General features: G+C 73.1%; 22 protein-coding genes and 1 pseudogene. 9 read left to right on the top strand and 14 right to left on the bottom strand.

The window, feature by feature from the left end; genetic code table 11:
- Window positions 1-145: 145 nt before the first annotated feature.
- A complete protein-coding gene (locus ACGFYV_RS06295) occupies window positions 146-586 on the bottom strand; it encodes a DUF2267 domain-containing protein (protein ID WP_393877187.1) in 441 nt (146 codons plus the stop codon).
- An 845-nt stretch (window positions 587-1431) separates the two neighbouring features.
- On the opposite strand from ACGFYV_RS06295, the gene ACGFYV_RS06290 reads away from it, so the two are divergent.
- The 7 genes and pseudogenes from ACGFYV_RS06290 (at window position 1432) to hypE (ending at window position 9764) form a co-directional block, all read left to right on the top strand.
- Window positions 1432-3147 (top strand): enoyl-CoA hydratase-related protein, encoded by a 1716-nt coding sequence (locus ACGFYV_RS06290; RefSeq protein WP_393877186.1) that lies wholly within the window; start codon window positions 1432-1434, stop codon window positions 3145-3147.
- Window positions 3144-3719 (top strand): hydrogenase maturation protease, encoded by a 576-nt coding sequence (locus ACGFYV_RS06285; RefSeq protein WP_393877185.1) that lies wholly within the window; start codon window positions 3144-3146, stop codon window positions 3717-3719. The genes ACGFYV_RS06290 and ACGFYV_RS06285 overlap by 4 nt, the downstream gene beginning before the upstream one ends.
- A gap of 99 nt (window positions 3720-3818) precedes the next feature.
- Window positions 3819-4520, top strand: a pseudogene (gene hypB, locus ACGFYV_RS06280) (hydrogenase nickel incorporation protein HypB); the annotation flags it as partial.
- A 224-nt stretch (window positions 4521-4744) separates the two neighbouring features.
- Window positions 4745-7120 (top strand): carbamoyltransferase HypF, encoded by a 2376-nt coding sequence (gene hypF, locus ACGFYV_RS06275; protein WP_393877184.1) that lies wholly within the window; start codon window positions 4745-4747, stop codon window positions 7118-7120.
- Window positions 7121-7175: 55 nt separating this feature from the next.
- Window positions 7176-7466, top strand: coding sequence for a HypC/HybG/HupF family hydrogenase formation chaperone (locus ACGFYV_RS06270; protein ID WP_393877183.1), 291 nt, complete (start codon window positions 7176-7178; stop codon window positions 7464-7466).
- Window positions 7463-8608 (top strand): hydrogenase formation protein HypD, encoded by a 1146-nt coding sequence (gene hypD / locus ACGFYV_RS06265; protein ID WP_393877182.1) that lies wholly within the window; start codon window positions 7463-7465, stop codon window positions 8606-8608. Before ACGFYV_RS06270 ends, hypD begins: the two co-directional genes overlap by 4 nt.
- 166 nt (window positions 8609-8774) lie before the next feature.
- A complete protein-coding gene (gene hypE / locus ACGFYV_RS06260; protein ID WP_393877283.1) occupies window positions 8775-9764 on the top strand; it encodes a hydrogenase expression/formation protein HypE in 990 nt (329 codons plus the stop codon).
- A gap of 84 nt (window positions 9765-9848) precedes the next feature.
- On the opposite strand, the gene hypA is transcribed toward hypE, so the two are convergent.
- The 10 genes from hypA to ACGFYV_RS06210 all read right to left on the bottom strand — a co-directional run bounded on the left by hypA (window position 9849) and on the right by ACGFYV_RS06210 (window position 18334).
- On the bottom strand, window positions 9849-10196 hold the full coding sequence (hypA, locus tag ACGFYV_RS06255; RefSeq protein WP_393877181.1) for a hydrogenase maturation nickel metallochaperone HypA: 348 nt from the start codon (window positions 10194-10196) through the stop codon (window positions 9849-9851).
- Window positions 10197-10203: 7 nt separating this feature from the next.
- Complete coding sequence (locus ACGFYV_RS06250) at window positions 10204-10392, bottom strand: hypothetical protein (protein WP_393877180.1); 189 nt, start codon at window positions 10390-10392, stop codon at window positions 10204-10206.
- 22 nt (window positions 10393-10414) lie between these two features.
- Complete coding sequence (locus ACGFYV_RS06245; RefSeq protein ID WP_393877179.1) at window positions 10415-10621, bottom strand: hypothetical protein; 207 nt, start codon at window positions 10619-10621, stop codon at window positions 10415-10417.
- Window positions 10622-10642: 21 nt separating this feature from the next.
- Window positions 10643-11233, bottom strand: coding sequence for a DUF5947 family protein (locus ACGFYV_RS06240; RefSeq protein WP_393877178.1), 591 nt, complete (start codon window positions 11231-11233; stop codon window positions 10643-10645).
- The gene (locus ACGFYV_RS06235) at window positions 11230-11802 is read right to left on the bottom strand and encodes a NifU family protein (protein WP_393877177.1); all 573 of its coding nucleotides are present in this window, start codon (window positions 11800-11802) and stop codon (window positions 11230-11232) included. The genes ACGFYV_RS06240 and ACGFYV_RS06235 overlap by 4 nt, the downstream gene beginning before the upstream one ends.
- Complete coding sequence (locus ACGFYV_RS06230) at window positions 11795-13588, bottom strand: nickel-dependent hydrogenase large subunit (protein WP_393877176.1); 1794 nt, start codon at window positions 13586-13588, stop codon at window positions 11795-11797. Before ACGFYV_RS06230 ends, ACGFYV_RS06235 begins: the two co-directional genes overlap by 8 nt.
- A gap of 77 nt (window positions 13589-13665) precedes the next feature.
- Entirely contained in the window at window positions 13666-14754 is a 1089-nt protein-coding gene (locus ACGFYV_RS06225; RefSeq protein ID WP_393877175.1) for a hydrogenase expression protein HypE, read from the bottom strand.
- Window positions 14751-16394, bottom strand: a complete 1644-nt coding sequence (locus ACGFYV_RS06220) for a hypothetical protein (protein WP_393877174.1) — start codon at window positions 16392-16394, stop codon at window positions 14751-14753. The genes ACGFYV_RS06225 and ACGFYV_RS06220 overlap by 4 nt, the downstream gene beginning before the upstream one ends.
- A 207-nt stretch (window positions 16395-16601) precedes the next feature.
- Window positions 16602-17255 (bottom strand): hypothetical protein, encoded by a 654-nt coding sequence (locus tag ACGFYV_RS06215; RefSeq protein WP_393877173.1) that lies wholly within the window; start codon window positions 17253-17255, stop codon window positions 16602-16604.
- A gap of 311 nt (window positions 17256-17566) precedes the next feature.
- Window positions 17567-18334: a DedA family protein gene (locus tag ACGFYV_RS06210; protein ID WP_393877172.1), complete on the bottom strand. Its 768-nt coding sequence runs from the start codon at window positions 18332-18334 to the stop codon at window positions 17567-17569.
- A 224-nt stretch (window positions 18335-18558) separates the two neighbouring features.
- Here ACGFYV_RS06210 and ACGFYV_RS06205 point away from each other — a divergent pair, with 224 nt between their 5' ends.
- The gene (locus tag ACGFYV_RS06205) at window positions 18559-20037 is read left to right on the top strand and encodes an FGGY-family carbohydrate kinase (protein WP_393877171.1); all 1479 of its coding nucleotides are present in this window, start codon (window positions 18559-18561) and stop codon (window positions 20035-20037) included.
- A gap of 360 nt (window positions 20038-20397) precedes the next feature.
- Window positions 20398-21954, top strand: a complete 1557-nt coding sequence (locus tag ACGFYV_RS06200; RefSeq protein WP_393877170.1) for a hypothetical protein — start codon at window positions 20398-20400, stop codon at window positions 21952-21954.
- 93 nt (window positions 21955-22047) lie between these two features.
- Here the strand turns inward: ACGFYV_RS06200 and ACGFYV_RS06195 are convergent, their stop codons facing one another.
- The 3 genes from ACGFYV_RS06195 to ACGFYV_RS06185 form a co-directional block, all read right to left on the bottom strand.
- Window positions 22048-22905: an alpha/beta fold hydrolase gene (locus ACGFYV_RS06195; RefSeq protein WP_393877169.1), complete on the bottom strand. Its 858-nt coding sequence runs from the start codon at window positions 22903-22905 to the stop codon at window positions 22048-22050.
- 148 nt (window positions 22906-23053) lie between these two features.
- On the bottom strand, window positions 23054-23923 hold the full coding sequence (locus ACGFYV_RS06190) for a DMT family transporter (RefSeq protein WP_393877168.1): 870 nt from the start codon (window positions 23921-23923) through the stop codon (window positions 23054-23056).
- A gap of 178 nt (window positions 23924-24101) precedes the next feature.
- Entirely contained in the window at window positions 24102-24917 is an 816-nt protein-coding gene (locus ACGFYV_RS06185) for an ABC transporter permease (RefSeq protein ID WP_393877167.1), read from the bottom strand.
- Between the last annotated feature and the right edge of the window lie 3 nt (window positions 24918-24920).

Genomic DNA, 24920 nt, shown 5'->3' with positions numbered 1-24920 from the left:
CGGCGCGGAGTTCGGGCGCCGTCGGACGCCGACGTGAACTGCGGACGGTGACGTGCTCTCACTGTCCGTGGTGTCAGTGGTCGACGTGACACCGTCACGCCGTGCGGGCCGCGCTGCACGGCGCCTTGCTCCCCGGTGCTGCGCCTCAGCCCGCCGTCTCGACCTCGTTCCTCTCGACGGCGCGGCCGACGGGAAGCAGTTCCCTGATGTCCGCGGGCAGCGCGTGGGCGATCCGCTCCGTCAGCTCAGGAGCGAGCGCGGCGTCGAGCACCTCCAGGACGGCGGCGGCCTCGCGCAGGGCCGTGCTCTCGTCCGTGCCCGCGCGGTCGGCGATGCGTCCGGCGAAGACGGTCAGCCCGAACCGCTCGGAGGCCGTCCCCGAGTCGGCGCCGGGGGACGCGTTCATCGCCTCGCGCATGGCGGCCGACATGTCCGGCGGCAGCTGGGCCGCCACATGCCGGGCGAGCCCGGTCGGCAGCCGCTCCGCCAGCGTGCTCACCACCGCGTGCGCCACCCGCTCGGCCGCGCGCCGGTTCGGCAGCCCGGCCAGCTCCTGCACTTTCGTGATCATCTCGTCGTGGTGCATGAGGCCGGTCCCTTCCTCACGGTGCGGTGGATCCCGCACTCCCGACGACTGGGCAAGAGGCGAGTACCCGCATCCCGGATCGTGCTTCGCCCCGGGCGCTGTCTCCCGCCACGTCGGGCGGCCGGGCGGCGCGTGGGCCCGGGGGACCCCGCACGGGAACGCGGACGGGAATGCGTACGGGCACGGGAACGGGTACGAGCGGGAGGCCCGCCGAGGGGTTCCGCGGCAGGGCGGACGAGCAGCCAACCGCTGCCGTCCGTACGGTCGGTGGCGCCGAGGAGTGACCGATACCGCAGTCCGCGGTTCGTAGTCCGGGCTCCCTGCGCCCGGGGCGCCCACATCTGGCTCGTCCACCTCCCGCTCGCCACCCCGCCCGGTGTCCTCGGTGACCCGAAGTGGTCCGGCACGGCCTCCGAGCGCAGGAAACCCTGCGTGACGGCGACGGCCGCGACGCCGTGCGGCCGGAGTCCGGCGGCGATCTTCTGGACCAGGGCCCGGACGTCGTCGGGGCGGCTGTGGTCATTGCGGACGGGGATGCCCAGTCCACTCGCCGGCGTCCTTGGCGGACTGGTCGGCGAGGGCCGGCAGCAGACCGCGCGGGGACCCGAACCGCTGCACCAGGGTGCCGGGCACCAGACCGACCCCCCGAGCCACGGTCGCCCGCGCAAGCCCCGGATGTGCGGATCGGATGTGCGGATCGGATGTGCGGATCGGATGTGCGGATCGGGTGTGCGATCTCATGCCCGGGGCATAGGCTCCGGAGGGAGGCACGGTTGCGGTTGTGACGGAAGAAACGCCGCGGTGGTCCTTCACGGCGTCCCCATGAGGGACGAATATGCCGTGTCATGGACATTTTGCTCGTCGCCAGTGCGTTCAACAGCCTTACCCAACGCCTGTACGCCGAACTGTCGGACCAGGGTCACCGCGTGGACGTCGTACTCGCCACGCACGGCACCGACCCCGTACGCGCCGCCGTACAGGAACGGCGCCCCGACCTGATCGTCGCGTCGATGCTGAAGACGGCACTGCCCGAAGAGGTGTGGCGGGAGCACACCTGCCTGATCGTGCACCCGGGGCCGCCCGGTGACCGGGGCCCCTCGTCGCTGGACTGGGCGATCGCCGGGGAGGCGACGCACTGGGGCGTGACGGTCCTCCAGGCCGAGGCCGCGATGGACGCGGGAGACATCTGGGCGTCCGAGACCTTCGCCGTCCCGCCCGTCGGCAAGAGCGACCTCTACCGCAACGAGGTCTCCGACGCCGCCGTGACCGCCGTGCTGGACGCCGTACGCCGCTACGCCGGCGGCGCCCACAAGCCCCGTCCGCAGACGGACGACGGGGTGCGCGTCGTATGGCGCGACGCCTTCCGGCAGGACAGACGCCGTATCGACTGGGACGACGACGACACCGCGACCGTGCTGCGCAAGCTGCGCGGCGCCGACTCGCAGCCCGGCGTCCTCGACGAAGTCCTCGGCCGGGAGGTGTTCCTGCACGGCGGGCACCCGGAGGACCGGCTGCGTGGCCGCCCCGGCGAGCTGCTGGCCACCCGGGCGGGCGCCGTCTGCCGCGCCACCCGCGACGGCGCCGTGTGGATCCCCGAACTGCGCCCGCGCAAGAACTCCGGCGACCCGGCACCCTTCCGCCGCCCCGCAGCCGACGTGCTCGCCTCCTTCTCCCCCGAGCAGGCGGCGACGCTCCCCGACGACCCCGCCCCGCTCGAAATGCCCGCGGACCGGCGCACCTGGAGCGACATCGGCTACCGGGAGCACGGCACCACCGGCCACCTCACGTTCTTCTTCCCCGGCGGCGCGATGAGCACCGACCAGTGCCGCAGGCTGCTCGACGCCTACACGTACGCCGTCTCCCGCCCCACCACGGTGCTGGTCCTCGGCGGCGCCCGGGACTTCTTCTCCAACGGCATCCACCTGAACGTCATCGAGGCGGCTGCCGACCCCGCCGAGGAGTCCTGGCAGAACCTCAACGCCATCGACGACCTCGTCGAGGCGATCCTGCGCACCACCGACCGGCTGGTGGTCGCCGCCCTCGCCGGCAACGCCGCCGCCGGAGGCGTCATGCTCGCCCTCGCCGCCGACGAGGTGTGGTGCCGTACGGGCGCCGTCCTCAACCCGCACTACCGGCGGATGGGCCTGTACGGCTCGGAGTTCTGGACGTACAGCCTGCCCCGCCGGGTGGGAGCCGACACGGCGCGGCGGCTCACGGCCGAGGCGCTGCCGATGGGCGCCGGGCAGGCCGCGCGCATCGGGCTGGTCGACCGCCTCGTGCCCACCGGGACACAGGAGTTCGCGGGCGCCGTGGAGCGGCTGGCCGACGGGCTCGCCGCCGCCCCCGACCTGGCCGACCGCATCGCCGCCAAGGCGGCGGCGCGCCGCCGCGACGAGGAGGCACGGCCGCTCGCGGAGTACCGGCGCGACGAACTCGCCCGCATGCACGCCCTGTTCCACGACCCCGCGTCCGCCTACCACGCCCTGCGGTCCGCCTTCGTCCGCAAGCTCCCGTCGCCCTCCGTCCGCCCGCTGGAGACGGCCACCGGAGAAGCGCGATGAACGGCGCCCCGGGCGGGCCGTCCCGAGGCGGGCTGCTCGTCGCCGGTGTCGGCAACATCTTCCTCGGGGACGACGCCTTCGGCCCCGAGGTGATCCGCGCCCTCGAACACCGCCCCCTGCCGAGCGAGGTCCGGGTCCGTGACTTCGGGATCCGCGGCATGGACCTCGCCTACGCCCTGCTCGACGGCTGCGCCACCGCCGTCCTGGTCGACGCCGCGCCCCGCGGACACCGCCCCGGCACCCTGTCCCTGGTCGAGGCGGAACCCCCGGACGGCACGGTCGTGCCCGAGGCGCACGGCATGGACCCGCAGAAGGTGCTGGCCCTCGCCACGCACCTCGGCGACGAACCGCTGCCGCGCGTCCTCGTCCTCGCCTGCGAGCCCGAGGTGCTGCCGCGCGGCGACGAGGACATCGCCCCGGGCCTCACGGACACCGTGCGGGAAGCCGTCGAACGGGCCGTCGACGCGCTGCACACGCTGATCCCCGCGCTGCTCGCCGATCCCGCCGCACCGGCGCCGCCGTTGGGCCGCCCGATGGAATCCGGGCCCCCGCACGCGGCTGTGCTGCCCTGACCCGAGGCCGACGGAGCCGAAGATCGGTGAGACCTCGGGCCGTGCCCGGCACGGCCCGAGGTCTTCCCTTCAGCCCGTACGACCCGAGGAGCTGCGCCCATGTGCCGGTCCGACGTCAGGCAGGCCGTCCTGGCCAAGAACGACGACCTGGCCGCGATCCTGCGTGACGACCTCGCCCGGCGGGGCGTCACCGTGGTCAACCTGCTGTCCAGTCCGGGCAGCGGCAAGACGGAACTCCTCGGGCGGGTCCTCGCCGAGGCGGTGAGCCGGGACATCCCGGTCGCCGCGCTCACCGCCGACCTCGCGACCGAGAACGACGCCGTCCGCCTCGCGCGCTCCGGCGCCCCCGTCCAGCAGCTGCTCACCGACGGCCTCTGCCATCTGGAGGCCCGGCAGGTGCGGGCCCGCCTGGCGGGCTGGCTGCCCACCGACACCCGGGTGCTGTTCGTCGAGAACGTCGGCAACCTCGTCTGCCCCGCCTCCTACGACCTCGGCGAGACCCTGCGGATCGTGCTCATGGCGGTCACCGAGGGTGAGGACAAGCCCCTCAAGTACCCCACCGCGTTCGGCTCCGCCCATCTCGTCGTCATCACCAAGACCGACCTGGCCGAGGCGGCCGGCTTCGACGAGGCCGCCTTCCGGGAGAACGTACGGCGGGTCAACCCGGGCGTGGAGATCGTACGGTCCTGCGCCCGCACCGGCGACGGCGTCGACACCCTCCTCGAACAGGCCCTGGCCGCCGGCGACGGAACCCCGCCGCACCGGCCGCCGCTCGCCCCGCATCCGCACGGACACGGGCACGGACACGGACACGGGCATGGACACGGGCATGGGCACGACGGCGACGACGGCCATCAGCGGGGCGACGGCCATCGGCGCGACGACGGCCATCAGCGGGGCGACGGCCATCGGCGCGACGGCGACCCCCTGCACGACCGCGACCCCCTGCACGCCGGCGACCACCGCGACCACCGCGACCGTGGCGACGGCGGACACCCCCACGACCCCGCGTCCGCCCCCGTCTCATGACAGCCCCCGTCACCGGCCCGGTGCGCCGCAGGCTCACCGTGCGCGGCACGGTGCAGGGCGTCGGCTTCCGGCCCCATGTGCACCGGCTGGCCGCCGGTCTGCGACTGGCCGGATTCGTGAGCAACACCGCGAGCGGTGTGCTCATCGAGGTCGAGGGGCCGGCGGACGGCGTCGGACGGTTCTGCGCCCTGCTGGCCGAGCAGCCGCCACCGCTCGCCACCGTGACCGGCATCGGCAGCGAGGACCTGCCCGCGACCGGAGCGACGGCGGCCACCGAACCCTTCACCATCCGCGCCACCGGGCCGTCCACCGGTCGCACCCAGCTCCCGCCGGACACCGCCACCTGCGCCGACTGCCTGCGTGAGCTGTCCGCCCCGGCCGACCGCAGGCACCGGCACCCGTTCATCACCTGCACCCACTGCGGCCCCCGCTTCACCATCGCGACGGCGATGCCGTACGACCGGGTGGCCACCACGATGGCCGGTTTCCCGATGTGCCCGGCCTGCGCCCGGGAGTACGGCGACCCCGCCGACCGGCGCTTCCACGCCCAGCCCGTCGCCTGCCCCGACTGCGGCCCGAGACTGCGTCTGATCCCCGCCGAGGGCACCGGAGTGCGCCCGGCCCGGGACGCGGAGGCCCTGACGGCGGCACGGGCGCTGCTCGGCGAGGGCCGGATCGTCGCCGTGAAGGGTGTCGGCGGCTATCACCTGGCCTGCGACGCCACCGACGCCCGCGCCGTCGCCACCCTGCGCGAGCGCAAGGAGCGGGGCGGGAAGGCGTTCGCGGTGATGTGCGCCGACCTCGCCACGGCGGAGCGCGTCGCCGTGCTGTCCGACGCCGAACGCGCCGTGCTCACCGGCCCCCGGCGCCCGATCGTCCTGCTGCGGGCGCGCCGGTCGGCGCGGGGGCCCCGGCTCGCCGAGCAGGTGTGCCCCGGCAGCCCGCACGTGGGCGTGCTGCTGCCCTACACCCCCGTGCACACCCTCCTGTTCGGGCTGCCCGGTGACCCCGCAGGACCCGGCGTCCTGGTCATGACCAGCGGCAACCGTTCCGGCGAGCCCATCGTCACCGACGACGCCGAGGCACTGGACCGGCTGGCCGGCCTGGCCGACGCCTGGCTCGCCCACGACCGGCCCATCGCCTCCCCGTGCGACGACTCCCTGCTCCGGGTGCGCCCCGACGGCACCGAGCAGGTCCTGCGCCGCTCCCGCGGCTACGTCCCGCGCCCCCTGTCCCTCCCGGTGCCGGTCCGCCCCGCGCTCGCGGTCGGCGGCGACCTGAAGAACACCCTGTGCCTCGGCGAGGGCGAGCAGGCCTGGCTCGGTCCGCACGTCGGCGACATGGGCGACCTCGCCACCCACGAGGCCGCCGAACGAGCCGAGCGGCACCTCACCCGACTCACCGGGATCACCCCCGGCCTGCTGGCCGCCGACCGGCATCCCGGCTACCACTCGACGGGCCGGGCCCGCCGTCGCGCCGCCCAACTCGGCATCTCGGCACCGACGTTGGTGCAGCACCACCACGCCCACATCGCCGCCGCGATGGCCGAAGGCGGCCTCGACGGCACCACACCCGTGATCGGCGTCGCCTTCGACGGCACCGGGTACGGCGACGACGGCACCGTGTGGGGCGGCGAGATCCTGCTCGCCGACTACAGCGGCCACCGGCGCTTCGCCCATCTGGCACCGGCCCCGCTGCCCGGCGGCGACACGGGCGTGGCCAACCCGTGCCGGCTCGCACTGGCCCGGCTGTGGGCCGCCGGACTGCCGTGGGCGCCGGACCTGCCGAGCGTCCTGGCCTGCACCGACACCGAACTCTCCGTACTGCGCAACCAGTTGGACCGCCAGGTCGCCTGCGTACCGACCACCAGCATGGGCCGCCTCTTCGACGCCGTGTCGTCGCTCGTGGGCGTGTGCCACCGGGCGGAGTACGAGGCGCAGGCCGCGCTCGAACTGGAGGCGGCGGCGACGCAGGCGTGGGACGCGGACGGTGAGGCGTATGCCTTCGGGTTCGACCGGCAGGCCGGGGTGGGCAGTTGGGGCATCGACACCATCCCCGTGCTCCGCGCCCTCCTGTCCGACCGGCGCCGCCGCACCCCGGCCCCGCTGCTCGCCGCCCGCTTCCACCGCGGTGTCGCGCGGGCGGTCGCCGAGATCTGCCGGCGCGCGCGCACGGCCACCGGCCTGACCACCGTGGCCCTCACCGGCGGTGTCTTCGCCAACGCCCTGCTGGAGGAGGAGAGCGCCGCACTGCTCGCGGCGGACGGCTTCACGGTGCTGCGCCACCACGAAGTGCCCCCGAACGACGGCGGCCTGGCACTCGGACAGCTCATGGTCGCGGCCCACGAGCCCCCGCCGGGCCGGGGCCGGTAGCCCGGCGGGCCCGGTGGTCAACGGATCAGCACACAACGACGAGACGGAGTGACCCATGTGTCTGGCAGTGCCCGGCAAGGTCGTGGCCATCGACGAAGGCGCCGACCCGCTCACCGGGCTGATCGACTTCGGTGGGGTGCGGAAACAGGCGTGTCTGGAGTACCTGCCGGACGTGCGGGTGGGCGAGTACGTCATCGTCCACGTCGGGTTCGCCCTGCAGCGCCTGGACGAGGAGTCGGCCCGTGCGTCCCTGGAGCTGTTCGAGCAACTGGGGCTGCTGGAGGAGGAGTTCGGCGACGCCTGGGAGCAGGCGGACCGGCAGCGGAGCGGGAGTGAGGTCCAGTGAAGTACATTGACGAGTTCAACGACCCGGATCTGGCGCGCCGGCTGCTGGACGAGATCGGGGCCACCGTCACCCGGCCCTGGGCGCTGATGGAGGTCTGCGGCGGTCAGACCCACTCCATCATCCGGCACGGCATCGACCAACTCCTGCCCGAGAAAGTGGAGTTGATCCACGGACCAGGCTGCCCGGTGTGTGTCACCCCGCTCGACGTCATCGACAAGGCCCTGGAGATCGCCGCCCGCCCCGGCGTGATCTTCTGCTCCTTCGGCGACATGCTCCGGGTGCCCGGCTCCGACCGCGACCTGTTCCGGGTGAAGGGCGAGGGTGGTGACGTCCGCGTGGTCTACTCGCCGCTCGACGCCCTCGACCTCGCGCGCAGGAACCCGGACCGCCAGGTGGTGTTCTTCGCGATCGGCTTCGAGACGACGGCTCCCGCCAACGCCATGGCCGTGCACCAGGCCCGCCGCCTCGGCCTGGACAACTTCAGCCTGCTCGTCTCCCACGTCCGGGTCCCCCCGGCGATCGAGGCCATCATGACCGCCCCCGCCTGCCGGGTGCAGGGCTTCCTCGCCGCCGGCCACGTGTGCAGCGTGATGGGCACCGCCGAGTACCCGGAACTGGCCGAGAAGCACCGGGTACCGGTCGTGGTGACCGGCTTCGAACCGCTGGACATCCTCGAAGGCATCCGCCGCGCCGTCCATCAACTGGAGCGGGGCGAGCACAAGGTGGAGAACGCCTACGCACGCGCCGTGCGCGACCAGGGCAACCCGGCGGCCCTGCGCATGATCGAGGAGGTGTTCGAGGTCACCGACCGCAACTGGCGCGGCATCGGCCCGATCCCGGCGAGCGGCTGGCGCCTGTCCGAGGACTTCCGCGCCTACGACGCCGAGCACCGCTTCGACGTCACCGGCATCCGCACCGAGGAACCCGCCGAGTGCCGGGCCGGTGAGGTCCTCCAGGGCCTGATCAAGCCCACCGAGTGCGCCGCGTTCGGCACGACCTGCACCCCGCGCACCCCGCTCGGCGCCACCATGGTCTCCAACGAGGGCGCCTGCGCCGCCTACTACCTCTACCGCCGCATGACCGGGAGCCCGGCGCCGCGGGGCTCCCGGATCCCGCGTGAGGAGATGAACCCCGTTGGCTGACCTCGCCACCCAAGCGACACCTGGCGCCGAAGCGACCCCCGCCACCGAAGCGGCCCCCGGCACCCACGCGACCCCCGCCACCCACGCGGCCCGCGGAACCCCGGCCGCCGTCGACCCGGCGAACTGGACCTGCCCCGCCCCGCTGCGCGACCAGCCGGTCGTGGTGATGGGGCACGGCGGAGGCGGCGCCCTGTCCGCCGAGCTGATCGAGCAGGTCTTCACCCCCGCGTACGGCAACCCCACCCTGTCCGCGCTCACCGACTCGGCCGTCCTCGACCTCGGCGGCACCCGCCTCGCCTTCTCCACCGACTCCTACGTCGTACGGCCGCTGTTCTTCCCCGGCGGCAGCCTCGGCGACCTCGCGGTCAACGGCACCGTCAACGACCTGGCGATGAGCGGCGCCCGCCCGGCCTGGCTGTCCGCAGCCTTCGTCCTGGAGGAGGGTGTGGAACTCGCCGTCGTCGAGCGCGTCGCCCGCGCCATGGGCACGGCCGCCGAGGCGGCGGGCGTCACCATCGCCACGGGCGACACCAAGGTCGTCGAGTCCGGGCACGGCGACGGCGTGTACGTCACCACGGCCGGTGTCGGTCTCGTCCCCGACGGGGTCGACATCCGTCCGCAGCGCGCCCGGCCCGGCGACGCCGTGATCGTCAGCGGCCCGATCGGCCTGCACGGCGTGGCGATCATGAGTGTGCGGGAGGGCCTGGAGTTCGGCGTGGAGATCGTCTCGGACACCGCCCCCCTCGCGGACCTGGTGGCGGCCATGCTCGCGGTCACCAAGGACGTCCATGTGCTGCGGGACCCCACGCGCGGCGGCCTCGGCGCCTCCCTGAACGAGATCGCCCGCGCCTCCGGCACCGGCGTACGACTGCGGGAGCGCGCCCTGCCCGTGCCCGAGGAGGTCGTGAGCGCGTGCGGCTTCCTCGGCCTCGACCCGCTGTACGTCGCCAACGAGGGCAGGCTCGTCGCCTTCGTGCCCCGCGAGGAGGCCGACGCCGTGCTCGCGGCGATGCACGCCCACCCGCAGGGCGCCGGAGCGGCGCTCATCGGAGAGTGCGTGGCGGAGCACCCGGGCATGGTCACCATCGCCACCGGCCTCGGCGGCACCCGGGTGCTGGACCTGCCGCTGGGGGAGCAGTTGCCGCGCATCTGCTGATGCACGGGTCCTCGGACGGACGGCACCGGCCCCCGCCGTGAGGTGGCGGGGGCCGGTGCCGTCCGTCCGGCGGGCCGGGCGTCGTCAGGGTGCCGCCTCGACTCCCGTGATCTCCAACTCCCGCCCGCTGCGCAGGTCCTGCGAGGGCCGGTCGCAGCGCGGGCACCAGAAGAACGGCGGCATGCCGACCGCGAACTCCTCGGCGCAGCCGCCGCACCACGCCCGCGCGGGCACCTCCTCGACCACGAGCCGGGCCGCCGTGAGGGCGGTGCCGTCGCGGGCCACCTCGAAGGCGAACTGCAAGGCGTCCGGCACCACGCCGGCCAGCTCGCCGACCCGGACGGTCACCGACGTGACACCGCCGGAGCCGTCCGCGCGGGCGATCTCCTCGGCCTGTTCCACGATCGCGGTCGCGATCGACAGTTCGTGCACGGCGGGCTCACGGATACCGGTTGCCGGCGCGCAGGCCACCGGTCATCCGATAGATCCGCAGCTCGCGCACGATGCCGGGGATCTCCTTGACCAGCAGGGCCAGCATCAGACCGCCCACCAGGACGGCCTGTGCGAGCAGCACCTGGCGGCCCGTCATCGCCGATCTCGCCGCGTGTTCCTCTCGGCAGTGCTTCATCGCGTTCACTCCCTGCTGTGTGTCATCCCGGTGAGATGTTCGGCATCTCGGTCACCAGGGCGTCATGCCGTTTCCAGTCGATGCCCGTGGACCTGCGGGCGTCGGAGGTGCCGTCGTCGTGGTGTCCGGACTGCTCGTCGTACGGACCTCTGTTGCCCTCATGCATTCCGGGCACATGGCTGGGCGTGTCGGGCCTCGCCTGGGGGCGGCCCACTCGGATCTTGCCCATGTCTGTTCTCCTTCCAGGTCCTCAACGCCGCTCGGTGAGCTGTGCGAAGAACCGCTCCACGGCCGGCCAGACCCGGCCGCCGCCGGACAGACCGCGCCACTCGCGGCGGACGAGGGCGACCATCCGGAAGCAGTCGTCGACCGGCACGATCCAGTGCTCGTCCATGCCGCGCACCGTGTTCACCAGCAGGGCCTCCACGTCGGGCGCCATCGAGGCGAGCGGCCCGCACGTCTCGGCCAGCCGCCGCCAGGCCGCCGCGTCGATCTCCCAGCGCATGGCACCTGCAGGGCTGGGACCCTGCGCGGTGACCGTGCCGTCGGAGCGCGGCACGAAGAACACCAGCCCCACCGGCACGCCCAGCGCCGCCGTGTCCACCGGCGGCAGCCGGAGCCGGCGCCCCGGCACGAGCCGGTAGTGGCCCGCCGCGTCGTCGGCGAAGAGCACCGAGCAGGGGCCGCACACGCAGCGCACCTCCTCGGCCGCGGTGTCGTAGAGGTGGCGGTGCTCGTCCGCGACCGGGGCGGCGCACAGCTCGCAGGTCTCGGCGTCGGCCGTCGCCGCGCGATCGGCGGCCGAGCGGATGACGCGGGCCAGTGCTCCGTCCACGCTCACCCCGCCTCCCGGGCCCGCGCCGCGGTCCGGCGGGTCAGCGTCGTCAGCGGGACGAACGCGGGAGCCGCCGCCCGTCGCTCGGGGGCGATCTCCTCGACGGAGTCCAGCTCCGGAGCGACGGCCAGGACCGCCGCACGGACGGCCTCGATGGTGCCGGCCGAGCTGCCGCCGCACCCCGAGCCGCACGCGGATCCGCTGCTCAGCCGCACCCGGGCCACCCGCCCTTCGACACCGGCCCACTCCAGGTCGCCGCCGCGCTCACGGACCGCCGGGCGCAGCTTCTCCACCGCTCGGGCGGCACGGCGCTCGACCGGCTCGGGATGGATCGCGTGCAGCACGAGCAGGTGTCCCACAAGCTCATCATCGGCCAGCCGCGCGCCCAGTGCCTCGTCGGCGCCGTCCAGCACCCGGGCGAGCGCCTCGCCGTACACCTCGGTGAGCAGGCCCACCGTCTCCTGCGCCTCACGGGCGAGAGGGCCGGGCGCGGACTCCAGGCCGGTCAGCAGCTCGTCCAGCCGGGTCAGCCGCGCCTCCACCGCCGCGTCCGGCAGCCGTACGGCCTCAGGCATGGGAGGCTCCGTACGTCGGCGAGTGCACGGTCGACAGGGTCTTGCCCTTGCCGACGTACATGTGCACGCCGCACGGCAGACAGGGGTCGAAGCTGCGGACGGTGCGCATGATGTCGACGCCCTTGAAGTCGTCGGGCCCGTTCTCCTCGAAGATGGGCTGGCCCTGGACGGCGTCCTCGTAGGGCCCCGGGGTGCCGTAGATGTCCCGGGGGCTGGCGTTCCACGGGGTGGGCGGGTACGGGTGGTAGTTGGCGATCTTCTTGTCCTTGATCACCAGGTGGTGGGAGAGGACACCGCGCACGGCCTCGTGGAAGCCGCAGCCGATCGCCTCGTCCGGCACCTCGAAGTCCTGGAACACCTTGGTCTCGCCGGCCCGCATCAGGCCCATGGCCTCCTCAAGGAACTGCAGGGCCATCGCGGCGGCGTACGCGACGAAGTAGGGCCGGGCGCGGTCCCGTTCGATGGTGTTGCTCCACTTCGGGATGCGCCACTCCAGCGTGGTCTCCGGCAGGCTCTCGCCCTTGGGCAGGGTGATCCTGACGCCCCCGTCGACGGCCTTGACGTACGGGGTGTCGACCAGGCCGCTCAGCGCGGTCGACCACAGCCGGGCGAGCGGGCCGCCGCCCGTGTCCAGCGCGAGGTGCTCCCCGGTCCGGGCGTTGTGCCAGCGCGGGCTCATCACCCAGCTGTAGTTGCCGTCGAAGTCGCGCTTCTGCGGCACCGGGACCGTCGTCTGGTTCCACGGATGCCGCATGTCGACGGGGTTGCCGAGCGGGTCGTGGGTGACGAAGGGCTGCTCGTTGACCCAGTCCTCGTAGAAGGAGCTGCCCAGCATGATGCGCAGCCCGAGGTTGATGTCGATGAGGTTGTTGGTGACGAGCTTGCCGTCCACGATGACGCCCGGGGTGACGTACATCGCCTTGCCCCACTCGTTCATCGACGCGTACCGGTAGTCGACGACGTCCGGGTTCTGCCACGCGCCCCAGCAGCCCAGCAGGATGCGCCGCTTGCCGACCTCCTCGTAGCCGGGCAGGGCCTCGTAGAAGAAGTCGAAGACGTCGTCGTTCATCGCCACCGACTTCTTGATGAAGTCGATGACGTGCATGAGCCGGCTGAGGTAGTCGGTGAAGGTGCTGGGCTGCGGCATCGTGCCGACTCCGCCCGGGTACAGCGTCGACGGGTGGACGTGCCGCCCCTCCATCAGGCAGAACATCTCCCGGGTGGTCCGGCTGACCTTCAGCGCCTCCTTGTAGACCTCGCCCTCGAAGGGGTTGAAGGCCTTCATGATGTCGGCGATGGTCCGGAAGCCGTGGATGTCCCCGCGGGGCGCGGCGGTGCGCTCGGCGCGGGTGAGGAGGGAGGGGTTGGTGGCCTTGACCATCGCCTCGCAGAAGTCCACGAACACCAGGTTGTCCTGGAAGATCGTGTGGTCGAACATGTACTCGGCCGCCTCGCCGAGGTTGGTGATGTGCTCGGCCAGCCGGGGCGGCTTGACGCCGTACGCCATCTGCTGGGCGTAGTTGGAGCACGTGGTGTGGTTGTCGCCGCAGATGCCGCAGATGCGCGAGGTGATGAAGCCCGCGTCCCGCGGGTCCTTGCCCTTCATGAACACCGAGTAGCCGCGGAACAGCGACGAGGTGCTGTGACACTCGACGACTTCCCGGTTGGCGAAGTCGATCTTCGTGTAGATGCCCAGGTTGCCGATGATCCGGGTGATCGGATCCCACGACATGTCCACGACCTGTGCGGGTTTGCGTTGTGCTTTCCGGGACTCGGTGGTCGTCATCTGCGGTACTGCCCCTCGCTGTTCGGGTTCGGCGGGTGGGTGGGTGGCGGGATGCGCTGACGGGGTGGCGGGCGGTGTCACGGACGCCAGTGCGGGTCGTAGCCGCTGGTCAGCTTGCGCTTCTTGTGGCGCCACTTGGGCTCGTGGTTGACCATCTCGTTGGTCAGGCCGCGCAGTCGGCGTACGATCGCTCCGTACGGCTTGATGACCAGGGACGACAGCGTGCCGCCGGGCGGCTCGTCCATGAACGGCATGAACGCGTCGGGGAAGCCGGGCATTGTGCACCCGATGCAGATGCCGCCGACGTTCGGGCAGCCGCCGATGCCGGCCATCCAGCCGCGCTTGGGCACGTTGCAGTTCACCACCGGACCCCAGCAACCCGTCTTCACCAGGCACTTGGGCGAGTTGTAGTCGAGGCCGAAGTCGCCCTGCTCGTAGTACGAGCCCCGGTCGCAGCCCTCGTGCACGGTCTTCCCGAACAGCCACTGCGGACGCAGCATGTGGTCCAGCGGGGGCGGCGGGGCGTTGCCGGCGGCGTGCTGGAGCACCCAGATCAGCGTCTCCATGAAGTTCTCGGGCTGGACCGGGCAGCCGGGCACGTTGACCACGGGCAGACCTGCCGTGGACGTGAACTCCCAGCCCAGATAGTCGGCCAGGCCCATGCAGCCGGTCGGGTTGCCGGCCATCGCGTGGATGCCGCCGTACGTCGCACAGGTGCCCGCGGCGACCACCGCCCAGGCCTTGGGCGCGAGTTGGTCGATCCACCAGTTCAGCGTCTGCGGCTGCCCGGTCTCCGGGTCGTTGCCGAACGACGTCCAGTAGCCGTCGCCGTCGATGATGTTCTGGTTCGGGATCGAGCCCTCGATGACGAGGATGAACGGGGACAACTCGCCCCGTGCCGCCGCCCGGTAGGGGGCCAGGAAGTCCTCGCCGCCCAGGCTGGGCGAGAGCACCTTGTTGACCAGGTTGACCTTCGGCAGGCCGGGGATGAGGCCGAGGACGACGTCCTCGATGGACGGCTGGTCGGCGGCCGTCACGGAGACGGTGTCGCCGTCGCAGCTCATGCCCTCGGAGATCCAGAGGATGTGGATCTCGTCGATCCCGTTCCGCTCGTCGGCCCGGTCGGGCTCGCCGCGGACTTCGGTGGTGCCGCGCTGGGTGGTCATGTCGTCCGCCTTTGCTGCCGTCGGTCGGGGGCGGCGGGAGTCGGTGGGTCCGCCTGTGCGAGTGGTCCGAGCGGGTCGAGTGGGTCGAGTGGTTCACGTGGGTCGAGTTGGTCGAGTGGTTCGAGCTCGTCGGGCCGGAAGTAGTGGAAGCGGCCGTACCAGCCGTGCAGTTCGGCCGCGGGATCGCCGTCGACGGTCACCGCCAGGTGGACGCCCGCGTCCACGTCGTGGAAGACGGCCGCGACCCGCGCGGTCCGGCCGGCCAGGAACATGTCCTGCGCGTCGGCGCCCCGGCCGCGCGGGCACAGCCGCACCCGGCTGCCGCCGCCGACCGGGACGCCGTCCACGAGCACGGTGTCCGTCGTCGGCGACAGCCCGTCGTCGGCACCCTCCTGCCACCAAGCGGGCCGCGCAGGCGCGGGGGCTTCGGAGGAGGGGGAGAGGGCGGCCGGCGTCAGCGAACGGATGGCGCCGTGCAGCCGGGAGAACACCTCCCGGGGCATGGTGTCGACCCGGTCGAGGATGCGCGCGGCGCGCGGGTCGGTGGCTCGGGCCTCCGCCTTCTCCTCGTCGGTCAGCAGCATCGTGCGCAGGGTGAGGATCTCGTCGATCTCGGCGGCGTCGTGGAGATCGCCCGGACTCTCGGGGGCGACCTGCGGATGGTCGGGAAGGATGATCGGGGAGGAGAGGACGACCGCACCGGTGGTCCCGCTGCCGTCGTCCGTGCCGTTGTCCGCGTGCGGGGGATCGCCGCCGAGCACGGGGAACGTGAACGCGTTGCGGCAGTCGCGGACGTGGTCGCGCAGCGCGGCGGGCGGATCGATCTGCGAGACGAACTCGACGCCCTCGCCGCCGATGAGGGTGTGGGTGGCGAGCAGCGCCCGGCGCAGTGCCTCACCGCGCGGGGCGCGCGGGTCGGACGCGGATCCGGAGTTCTCGGTGCGCACCCGCAACCGGTAGACGTCGGAACCGAGGTGCTCGGCCGCCACCGTCGTGTGCGCCCGTACCGCCTCGCGCCGTCGCACCACCCGGCCGGCACCGCCGGGAAGCGGCTCGGCCTGCGCGGCGGCGGGCGCGGAGAGGGGCCCGCGACACGGGCCGCGCAGCAACTCCTCCAGTGGCCGCGCGCGGTCGACCTCGCGCGGCACGGCCTCGTCGAAGCTCAGATGTGTCGTCCCGTCGTCCGTCCGGAGCGACTCGACGGCACGGAACCCTCCGTCGTCACCGGCCTTCTCGATCTGCTTGTGCTGCATCTGCAGACAGCGGACCCGGACCCGTACGACCGCGCCGGGCCGCCGTACGCGCACCAGGCACTCGGTCTGCTGGTACCAGGAGTCGGCCGAACCGGAGATGCCCACGGCGACCGGTCCGTCGGCCTCCACCCACTCACGGGGCAGCAGCACACCGAACTGCCAGCGGACGCGGTTCTTGCCGGAGGAACGGCGATACGGATAGAGCAGGTAGCCCTCGTAGAGCACGGCGTCGGCGACGCCGCTCATCCGGCCGAAGGGATCGCCGTGCGGGGCGTACGGCGTACCCGGGGCCGGGCCTTCGCCCCGGTCCTGGCCGCCGCTCTGGCCGCCGTCCTGGTTTCGGACGGCGACACACGCCGCGCCGCTGTCGTCGCCCGTGTCGGACATTCCGCCTCCTTGGCGCCTCTGCACGCGCGCATTCCTTCCACCACCGTCACACCCGTCACAGCACCTCGCCCCTCCGGCGGACCGGGATTGGGCCAGGCAGGTGAGGGCGGGGGTCAGGCCGCGGGCGTCGAGGCGGCGGCGGACGAAGTCCCGCACGACCGGATCGTGGTCGTCGGCGGCGGACCAGGCGACGGCGACCCGGGGCGCTCACTGTGGCCGCGAGGCGTGAGACGTCCTGGGCCGGAACCGGCGTGATATCCGGCGCGAGACCCGACGGGCGGGGCGCAGGGAGCTGAGGCGGGTGTGCGCGGGCGGTCGTCGGGGCGGGACGGACGCGGGGGCCGTCAGGGTGGACAGGGTCGCGTCGAGGTGACGGAGAAGGTGCTTCTCGCCGTCGCGCGCGGGGGCGGGGGCGCCGTCCGGATCGCTCAGCCGGGCGAGCGCGTGCCGTGCGGCGGGCAGGGCGGGGTGGGGCCGGCCGCCGCGACAGCCGTGGACGCACAGGGCCGTGGTCCGCAACAACTGTGCGTAGGGCTGTGCGACGCCCTCGGTGACCGGAGTGCCGGCGGGCGGGTCCGTGTGCGCGGGCGGCTGGTCCGCCCCCGTTCCGGGGGAGGGTGTCCGCGCCGGTGACCGGGGCGCCGCCTGGGGTTGTGCCCGGTCCGTCGCGTCCACGGGTGGCCGGCTCGCACCCGGCCGCCCGTCGAGCAGGCGTCCCGTCGCACACACCCGCTTCTCCACGTCGGTCAGTGTGCGGAGCACCTGGCGGTCCAGGTGTCCGTGGTGGCGCCGTGCCGTGGGCCGTATGTTCCAGCGCACGCTCTCGTGCGCCTCGTCGACGGCGGTACGCGCCTCCTCCACCGCCGCGTCGAGTCCGCGTTCCCAGCCGGTGCCGAGCAGGGTGCGCGGCCGGTCGCGCCGTACGACCGTGTCGGCCAGTGCGTCGAGCCGATGGGCGAGCAGCGTGCGCAGTCGGTCCGGGCGAACCGTTTCGCGACGGAGTGCGTCCGTGCGCTGCCCATGCCAGGTGCCTCCTCAGGAGAGTGGGAGAGCCCGCCGCTGCCGGGCGGGCCGGAGAGACAGCCGCTCAGGGCAATCGGACAAATAGGGCAATAGGCAAATGGGGGCTGGGCTGGGTGGCATGGGGACGGGGATCGATGGAGGGGCCGGGCTCACTCGCCCTGACGGCTGCTCTGCTGACTCTGGTCGCCCTGCTCGCTCTGTGGGCTGCTCCGCCGGCTTTGCTCCCGCTGCTCGCTCTGTCGGCTCTGCTCGCCCTGTTCGCGCTCGTTCTGTTCCTTCTGCGGGCTTCGGCCGTCCCGTGCGCGCCGCTCCCGGAGGGCTTCCACCAGGAGGGGGAACAGGGAGACGACGACGATCGCGGCGACCAGCGGCAACAGGTAGTGGTCGACGTGAGCGACCGACGAGCCCAGCAGGAAGCCGGTCAGGACCAGGGTCTGGGACCAGAGGACGCCCGCGACCGTCTGCCACACGGTGAACGTCCGTACGGGCACGCCGAGGGCGCCCGCGGCCGGATGCAGCACGGACCGCACCATGGGTACGAAGCGGCCGATCACCAGGGCCTTGCGGTGTCCGTAGCGGGCCAGGAGGCGTTCCGCCCGCGCGACGCCCTCCTTGACCCGCCGGCTGGAGGTGCGGCCCAGTACCGCCCGTCCGCCCTGCCGGCCGAGCAGATAGCCGACCTGGCCGCCCGCCACCGCTCCGACGGCCGCGCACAGCAGCACCTGCCACAACGCCAGCCGGGGCGCGTGCTGTGCGGTGCCCGCGCACAGCACCCCGGCCGGGAACAGCAGCGTGTCGCCCGGCAGGAAGAAGCCGAAGACCAGCAGACCCGACTCCGCGAAGATCACCACCAGGACGCCGAGCGCGCCGAAGGCGGCCAGCAGGGAGGCGCTGTCCGTGGGATCGACCGCGATCATCACCGCCCGTCGCCTCCCGCCCCTCGCCGCTCGACCGCTCCGCCGTTCTGGCGCCCTGCTGTTCTGCCGTTCTGCCGTTCTCTCGCTGTGCCGCTCTGCCGTTCTGTTCCTCTGCCGTTCTGGCGCTCTGCGTCAAGTGTCGCGTGGGCGGGGTCCGGGCGCCCGGAGAGTCGTCGATCCGCGTTGCCTTGACCCCGATTTCGATCTCTGCGAGCGTCCTCGCCATGGCTCGCGAAACCGTCATCGGTGTGGACATCGGGACCTCGAGCAGCAAAGGCGTCCTGGTCGGACTGGACGGCGAGGTGATCCGCTCGGCCGTACGGGAACACACCCCCGACCGGCCGGGCCCCGGGCGCTTCGAGATGGACGCCGACGTGTGGTGGGCCGAGTTCGCCGGTCTGGCCCGCGAGCTGACCGGCCCCGGCGACACCACCGTGGTCGCCGTAGGAGTCAGCGGCATGGGGCCCTGCGTCCTGCTCACCGATGAGCACGACACCCCGCTGCGCCCCGCCGTCCTCTACGGCGTGGACACCCGCTCGGTCCCCCAGATCCGGCGCATCGAGGAGCGGCTCGGCGCGGCGGAGATCATCCGGCGCTGCGGCTCCGCCCTGAGCACCCAGGCCGTCGGGCCGAAGATCGCCTGGATCGCCGAGGAGGAACCGGAGGTCCACGCCCGCGCCCGGCGCCTGTACATGCCCAGCAACTGGCTGGTCGCCAAGCTCACCGGGGCGTACGTCCTGGACCACCATTCGGCCAGCCAGTGCACCCCGCTGTACGACACGCTCGCCCACCGCTGGTACGCCCCCTGGGTCGCGGAGGTCGCCCCCGGCCTCGACCTGCCGCCGCTGCGCTGGTCCGGTGAAGCGGCCGGCACCGTGACGCCCGAGGCCGCCCGGGAGACGGGCCTGCCCGCCGGGATCCCGGTCACCACCGGCACGATCGACGCCTGGGCCGAGGCCCTGAGCGTGGGCGCGCAAGCCACTGGTGACCTGATGCTCATGTACGGCACGACCATGTTCCTCATCCACACCGTGCCCCGGCCGCTCACCAGCCCCTCCCTGTGGGGCACGGTCGGCGCGCTGCCCGGCACCCGCAACCTGGCCGGGGGCATGGCCACCTCGGGCGCGGTCACCAACTGGCTGCGCGACCTGTTCTCCGGCGCGGACCACACCGGGCTGACCCGCGAGGCGGGCGCGTCCGGCCCCGGCGCCAACGGCCTGCTGATGCTCCCCTACTTCTCCGGTGAACGCACCCCGCTCATGGACCCGGACGCCCGCGGCGTCATCGCCGGGCTCACCCTGTCGCACACCCGTGCCGACCTCTACCGGGCCGCACTGGAGGCCACCGGCTTCGGTGTCCGTCACAACATCGAGGTCATCGAGGAGGCCGGCGGCGACATCCGCCGCGTGGTCGCCGTCGGCGGCGGTACCCAGGGCGCCCTGTGGACACAGATCGTCTCCGACATCACCGGACTCCCTCAGGAACTGCGCACCATCACCGTCGGCGCCGCGTACGGCGACGCCCTGCTCGCCGCACAACTCGTGAGCGACGCCCGCCTCGACGACTGGAACCCGGTACGCGAGACGGTTCACCCCCGCAGCGAACTCGCCGATCGGTACGACGAGTTGTACGCCCTTTACCGGCGGATGTACCGCGAGACGGCGGAGACCGTCCACGCCCTCGCCACGTCGCAGGAGCGCTGACCGCCGCACTCGGAGGCGTCCGCGCCGGCGGGACAACCGCCCGCTTCCCTGGTGCCGTCCTGACACGAAGGGGGGACTGGAGACTGGCGCCCCCGAGGCCCCCACCCGCCTCAAGGCCTACGACTTCGAGCCACCGTCGGCCTCCTTCGACGCGGCCTTCTCCAACTGACTTACAACCTAGCCAAGTTGTTACCGCCCGGGGTGACGGCGCATCCCGCGACTTGTCACCCGCAGACCGCTTCCGCACCGGACGCCCGCCCCTGTGGGGCGCTGCGCGACCCCCCTCTGTCGGGCCCGCGAACCCGCCCGTACACTGCCGGTCCGCAGTATTTCGGGGGCAGTTGACGGGGGGAACTCACCATGTCCGGGAGTCCGTACGGTCCGCAGGGGTTCGTCGTGCCGCCGATGCCGTCGGCACCGCCGCCCGCGCCGCCGGACGGCCTGCGCGCAGCCGCCGTCGCGGTGCTCAACCTCAGCGGCCTCGGCCTCGGTTACGCACTCGTCCGTCGGTGGGTCCCGATGGCCGCCTGCTGGGCGGCGACCGTCGTCCTGCTGTTCGTCGCCCTGCCCGCCGACGCCGACGGCGCCCCGGGCGCCGCGCTCGGCGTCTACGTCGTGCTCGTCCTGCTGGCCGCCGTCCACGGCGCGGTCGTCGGACTGCGCACGCGGCTCACCTGGCCGGGCCGCGCGCCCCTCGCCCTCCTGCTCGGCGTGCTGCTGCTCGCCGTCCCGGCGTCAGGCGTGGTGTGGTACGACGACGCGCGCGAGGAGGCCGTGCAGCAGGCGCTGCTCGACCGCCTCGGCAAGGCCGACGACCTGGTGGCGAAGGGCGGTGGGCACCCGTTCGCCACCGCACGGGCCGACTACCGCGAGGCCCTGGGGATCTACCGGGAACTCGCCGTTGAACACTCTGGCTCCCGCGCCGCCGGCCGGATACCCGACCGCATGCGGACCTACTACACCACCGTCGGCGCGGCCTACGGCGACAAGGACTACTGCGAGGCCATCGAACCGCTCACGTTCCTGCGCACGGTGCCCCGCACCATGCCGGGCAAGCAGCTCGGCTCGCTGACGCGGTGGCCCGACGAGCGGCTGGCGACCTCGCTGTACGCATGCGGCTCGGACGGACTCGACGGCGGCCAGGGGGACTGGGTCTCGCACTTCGGCGACCTGCTCGGCACCTTCCCGCAGTCCCCGTCCGCGGCCAAGGTCGCACCCGCGGTGGACGCGGCGGTGAAGAACACCGAGAAGGACGTCCACGGCGACCAGCCGTGCACCGCCGTCGAGCGGTTGCGCGACCTGAACTCCCGGATCACCGACCTGTCGGGGTCCGCCGGGAGCGTGAAGGACGACCTCGTGAAGTCCGCCGACCGCGCCGGCCGGAGCGGCGACGCGGGGGAGTACGCCTGTGGCGTCGACCAGTACAAGGACGGCGACTTCGCTGCGGCCCAGAAGACCATGGAGAGTTACGTCTCCGACAACAAAAGCGGCCGGAACCGGGAACGCGCCAAGAAGATCGCCATCGGCGCCGAGGTGGCCCAGACCCTGCCGGCCGCCGGGAAGAAGCTGCCCACCACGGCCTCCGGAGGCAGCATCTCCGTCACGGTCAAGAATGACAGCCCCGACGACGTGACCGTGCTCTACACCGGCCCCGTCACCGGCAGCTTCACCCTCAAGGGATGCGGCAGCTGCACGGCGTACTCCCTCGCCGACACCCTCCGGATCGGCTTCAAGCCGTGCAGCAGCGGCAAGAACTACCCGCAGCGCACGCTCAGTCTGCCGGTCGGTACGACGTACTTCGTGCACAAGCCGCACGGCGGCAGCGCCGCCACCCCCGCCTCCGACACCGCGAACGTGCGCTCCGGTTACATCTACACGGAGTGCGCCTACACGACACGGACGTTCGGCTCCAGCTGACCCGGCGCCTGGGCACGGCGCCGCTCCCGCCGGGAAGAGCGGCGCCGTACCGCCACGACGGCGCACGCGCCCCTTCGCGTGCCGCGACCGCTGTCATCTCTTCGCGTGCCGGGCCAGCCAATCCAGGGCGTCCGCCGCGCCGTCGAGGACGGAGATGTGCCCGTCGGCCGGAGCGAGCCGGAACTCCGCGCCGGGACAGTGGTCCGCCAGCCAGGCGCCGTGACCGCTGGGCACCACCCGGTCCCGGCCGCCGTGCAGGAGGAGCAGCGGGGCGGTGATCGCGGCCGGATCGCACCCCCACGGACCGATGTACGCGAGGTCGTCGTCGATCAGTCCGCCCGGTCCGAGGGCGACCGCGGGCCCGACGACCTCCCCGAACCACGACCAGGCGCCGGCCAGGGCGGCGTGATCGGCCGCCGTGAACATCTCGGGATCGTAGACGGCCCGCTCCTCGTGCCGCTCCTTCGCCTCGCGGCCCGCCACGGCCGCCGCCAGCGACTCCCGGCAGGACGCGTTCATGCCGGCGAACCAGTCGAGCCCCTCGGCGCCGTAGGGGGCGAGCCCCGACACGGCGACCGCCCCGACGACGCGTTCCGGCAGCAGCGCGGCACAGGCCAGGGCGTGCGTCGCGCCACCCGAGTGCCCCACCACCGCGAAGCGTTCGACTCCGAGGGCGTCGGCGACGGCAGTGGCGTCGTGCGCGGCCCACGCCACGTCACGCCCGGCGACCGGGGCCGATCCGCCGTACCCGGGACGGTCGTACGACACCCAGCGGATCCCGAGCCGGTCGGCGGCGGGGAAGAGCGGCCTCGGCGGCATCCCCAGGTTGGGCGTGCCGTGGTGCCACAGGACGACCAGTTCACCGGTGTCACGCGGGCCGGTGTGGTAGACGTGCAGCCTGCGGCCGTCGGTGGACGTCAGGTCGGTTTCGACCACACGGGTGTACGACATGGAGGCGGATCCTTCCGTGGGCACCGGGTCGCTGCGCGCATCGGCAGCCGATCGTACTGACCGCGAACGCCGCCGGAAGTCATCGCTCCGCAGGCTCTGGAGGGTGCCGTGGGGTGTCGTGAGGGGGCGGAGCCGGGAAGCGCGGACCTCAGGTCTGCGCGGCGCGCGGCGGCCGGTCGGAGATGCGCTGCACGGCCCGGCTCAGGACCAGGACGCCCCCGACGATCAGCACGGCCCCGCACGCCTCCGGGATCAGCCACCAGCCCGTGCGGACGCTCTCCTCGAACAGGGTGATGCCGAGGGCCAGGCTCACCACCGCGTCGCCGATGGTGAGCGCGGGCTGAGCGGCGACCAGTGGACCGGCCTGGAGCGCGTTCTCCAGCAGGAGCACGGCACCGGCGCCGACCAGTGCGAAGCCGTACGTCTGCCAGGACCGCAGGAACGCCACGCCGCCGTGGTCGGCGAAGGTTCCCGAGGCCGACTTCAGCAGGGCGGCGGTGAGGGCGTTGGCGATGGCCGAGGCCGCCGCGAGCAGGGCGGCGCGGCGGGCGGGGGAGTGCTTGCGCCCGGCCAGCAGGACGGCCGCGGCGATCGCTCCCAGGCACAGGACGAGAGCCGGGATCCAGCGCACGAGTGCGGCCTGGTCCGTGGCCCCACGCGGAGCCGCCGAGATGAGCACGACGGCAAGTCCCGCCACCACGGCGGCGACCCCCCACCAGCCGTAGCCCGGCATCCGCCGGTGCATGATCGGCCCGGCGGCCAGCAGGGCGAAGGGCAGTTCGAGGATGAAGAGCGGCTGGACCAGCGCGAGCGGCCCGTTGACCAGGGCCAGGCTCTGGAACACCGCGGCGCCGATCACCCCGGCCATGCCCAGCACCCAGGCGGGCCGGCGCACCAGGTCCGCGAGCAGACGGATGCCGCCGCGCGTGCTGGCGGAGGCAGCCTTGCGCTGGAACGCGGTCCCCACGGCGTTGCTCGCCGCCCCCGCGACGGCGAACGCAGCCGCCAGTTCGATCACGACCGCCTCCCGCCTGCGGGCACAGCTCCGAGCGGAGCCTCGGGGACCCTCAGCCTACGAAAACCCCCGCCGTCCCGCCGCCGGGCCGCCGTCGACCGGAGAGAGGGGACGGACCTCCGTCAGCCGAACGGCGGACAGCAGCCGAGCAGCGGACCGCAGCCGAACAGCGGACCCCGGCTCACACCCTGCTCGACGTCGCCGTGTCCCCGGACAGCCGCTGGGCCACGTAGATCGGGATGACCGACAGCAGGACCAGGACGGCGGCGACCACGTTCACCACCGGTGCCTGCTGCGGGCGCGTCATGTTGCCGAAGATCCAGATGGGAAGGGTCTCGATGCCGGGGCCCGCGGTGAAGGTCGTCACGACGATCTCGTCGAAGGACAGGGCGAAGGCGAGCAGGCCGCCGGCCAGCAACGCCGAGCGCACCAGCGGGAAGGCGACGTCGGCGAAGGCACGCAAGGGCGTCGCGCCGAGATCCATGGCGGCCTCCTCGTACGACGCGGCCGTGCGACGCAGCCGCGCCACCACGTTGTTGAACACGACGACGATGCAGAAGGTGGCATGGCCGACGATCACGGTGAACAGCCCGAGCCCCACCCCCAGCGGCGCCAGGACCGTGCTGAACGCGGAGTTGAGGGCGATGCCCGTGACGATGCCGGGCAGCGCGATCGGCAGCACCACGATGAAGGAGACCGTGTTCCGCCCGAAGAACCGGTACCGGGCGACGGCGAACGCGATGAGCGTGCCGAGCACCAGCGCGATCGCGGTCGCGCCCAGACCCGCCTTCACCGACACCCACAGGGCGTCCCGCGCACCGGAGTTGCCGGCGGCCACCGACCACCAGTGCAGGGTCAGCCCTGGCGGCGGCCAGCTCGCACTGCGGTCCGGGTTCAGGGAGTTGACGAGGACGAGCAGCAGCGGCACGTAGATCACCGCGAAGCCGAGTACGGCGCCGGCCCGCAGGGCGATGCGCGCGGTGCGGCTGAGATGCATGGC

Source organism: Streptomyces sp. NPDC048297 (genome assembly GCF_043201585.1).
Taxonomy (GTDB): domain Bacteria; phylum Actinomycetota; class Actinomycetes; order Streptomycetales; family Streptomycetaceae; genus Streptomyces.
This window is presented reverse-complemented; position numbering and strand designations above follow the sequence as displayed.

What these genes read in the sequence shown, in the direction of transcription:
- ACGFYV_RS06295 (WP_393877187.1), bottom strand. Translation starts at nt 586, where the DNA reads ATGCACCACGACGAGATGATCACGAAAGTGCAGGAGCTGGCCGGGCTG.
- ACGFYV_RS06290 (WP_393877186.1), top strand. Translation starts at nt 1,432, where the DNA reads ATGGACATTTTGCTCGTCGCCAGTGCGTTCAACAGCCTTACCCAACGC.
- ACGFYV_RS06285 (WP_393877185.1), top strand. Translation starts at nt 3,144, where the DNA reads ATGAACGGCGCCCCGGGCGGGCCGTCCCGAGGCGGGCTGCTCGTCGCC.
- hypF (WP_393877184.1), top strand. Translation starts at nt 4,745, where the DNA reads ATGACAGCCCCCGTCACCGGCCCGGTGCGCCGCAGGCTCACCGTGCGC.
- ACGFYV_RS06270 (WP_393877183.1), top strand. Translation starts at nt 7,176, where the DNA reads ATGTGTCTGGCAGTGCCCGGCAAGGTCGTGGCCATCGACGAAGGCGCC.
- hypE (WP_393877283.1), top strand. Translation starts at nt 8,775, where the DNA reads ATGGGGCACGGCGGAGGCGGCGCCCTGTCCGCCGAGCTGATCGAGCAG.
- ACGFYV_RS06250 (WP_393877180.1), bottom strand. Translation starts at nt 10,392, where the DNA reads ATGAAGCACTGCCGAGAGGAACACGCGGCGAGATCGGCGATGACGGGC.
- ACGFYV_RS06245 (WP_393877179.1), bottom strand. Translation starts at nt 10,621, where the DNA reads ATGGGCAAGATCCGAGTGGGCCGCCCCCAGGCGAGGCCCGACACGCCC.
- ACGFYV_RS06235 (WP_393877177.1), bottom strand. Translation starts at nt 11,802, where the DNA reads ATGCCTGAGGCCGTACGGCTGCCGGACGCGGCGGTGGAGGCGCGGCTG.
- ACGFYV_RS06230 (WP_393877176.1), bottom strand. Translation starts at nt 13,588, where the DNA reads ATGACGACCACCGAGTCCCGGAAAGCACAACGCAAACCCGCACAGGTC.
- ACGFYV_RS06225 (WP_393877175.1), bottom strand. Translation starts at nt 14,754, where the DNA reads ATGACCACCCAGCGCGGCACCACCGAAGTCCGCGGCGAGCCCGACCGG.
- ACGFYV_RS06220 (WP_393877174.1), bottom strand. Translation starts at nt 16,394, where the DNA reads ATGTCCGACACGGGCGACGACAGCGGCGCGGCGTGTGTCGCCGTCCGA.
- ACGFYV_RS06210 (WP_393877172.1), bottom strand. Translation starts at nt 18,334, where the DNA reads ATGATCGCGGTCGATCCCACGGACAGCGCCTCCCTGCTGGCCGCCTTC.
- ACGFYV_RS06205 (WP_393877171.1), top strand. Translation starts at nt 18,559, where the DNA reads ATGGCTCGCGAAACCGTCATCGGTGTGGACATCGGGACCTCGAGCAGC.
- ACGFYV_RS06200 (WP_393877170.1), top strand. Translation starts at nt 20,398, where the DNA reads ATGTCCGGGAGTCCGTACGGTCCGCAGGGGTTCGTCGTGCCGCCGATG.
- ACGFYV_RS06195 (WP_393877169.1), bottom strand. Translation starts at nt 22,905, where the DNA reads ATGTCGTACACCCGTGTGGTCGAAACCGACCTGACGTCCACCGACGGC.
- ACGFYV_RS06185 (WP_393877167.1), bottom strand. Translation starts at nt 24,917, where the DNA reads ATGCATCTCAGCCGCACCGCGCGCATCGCCCTGCGGGCCGGCGCCGTA.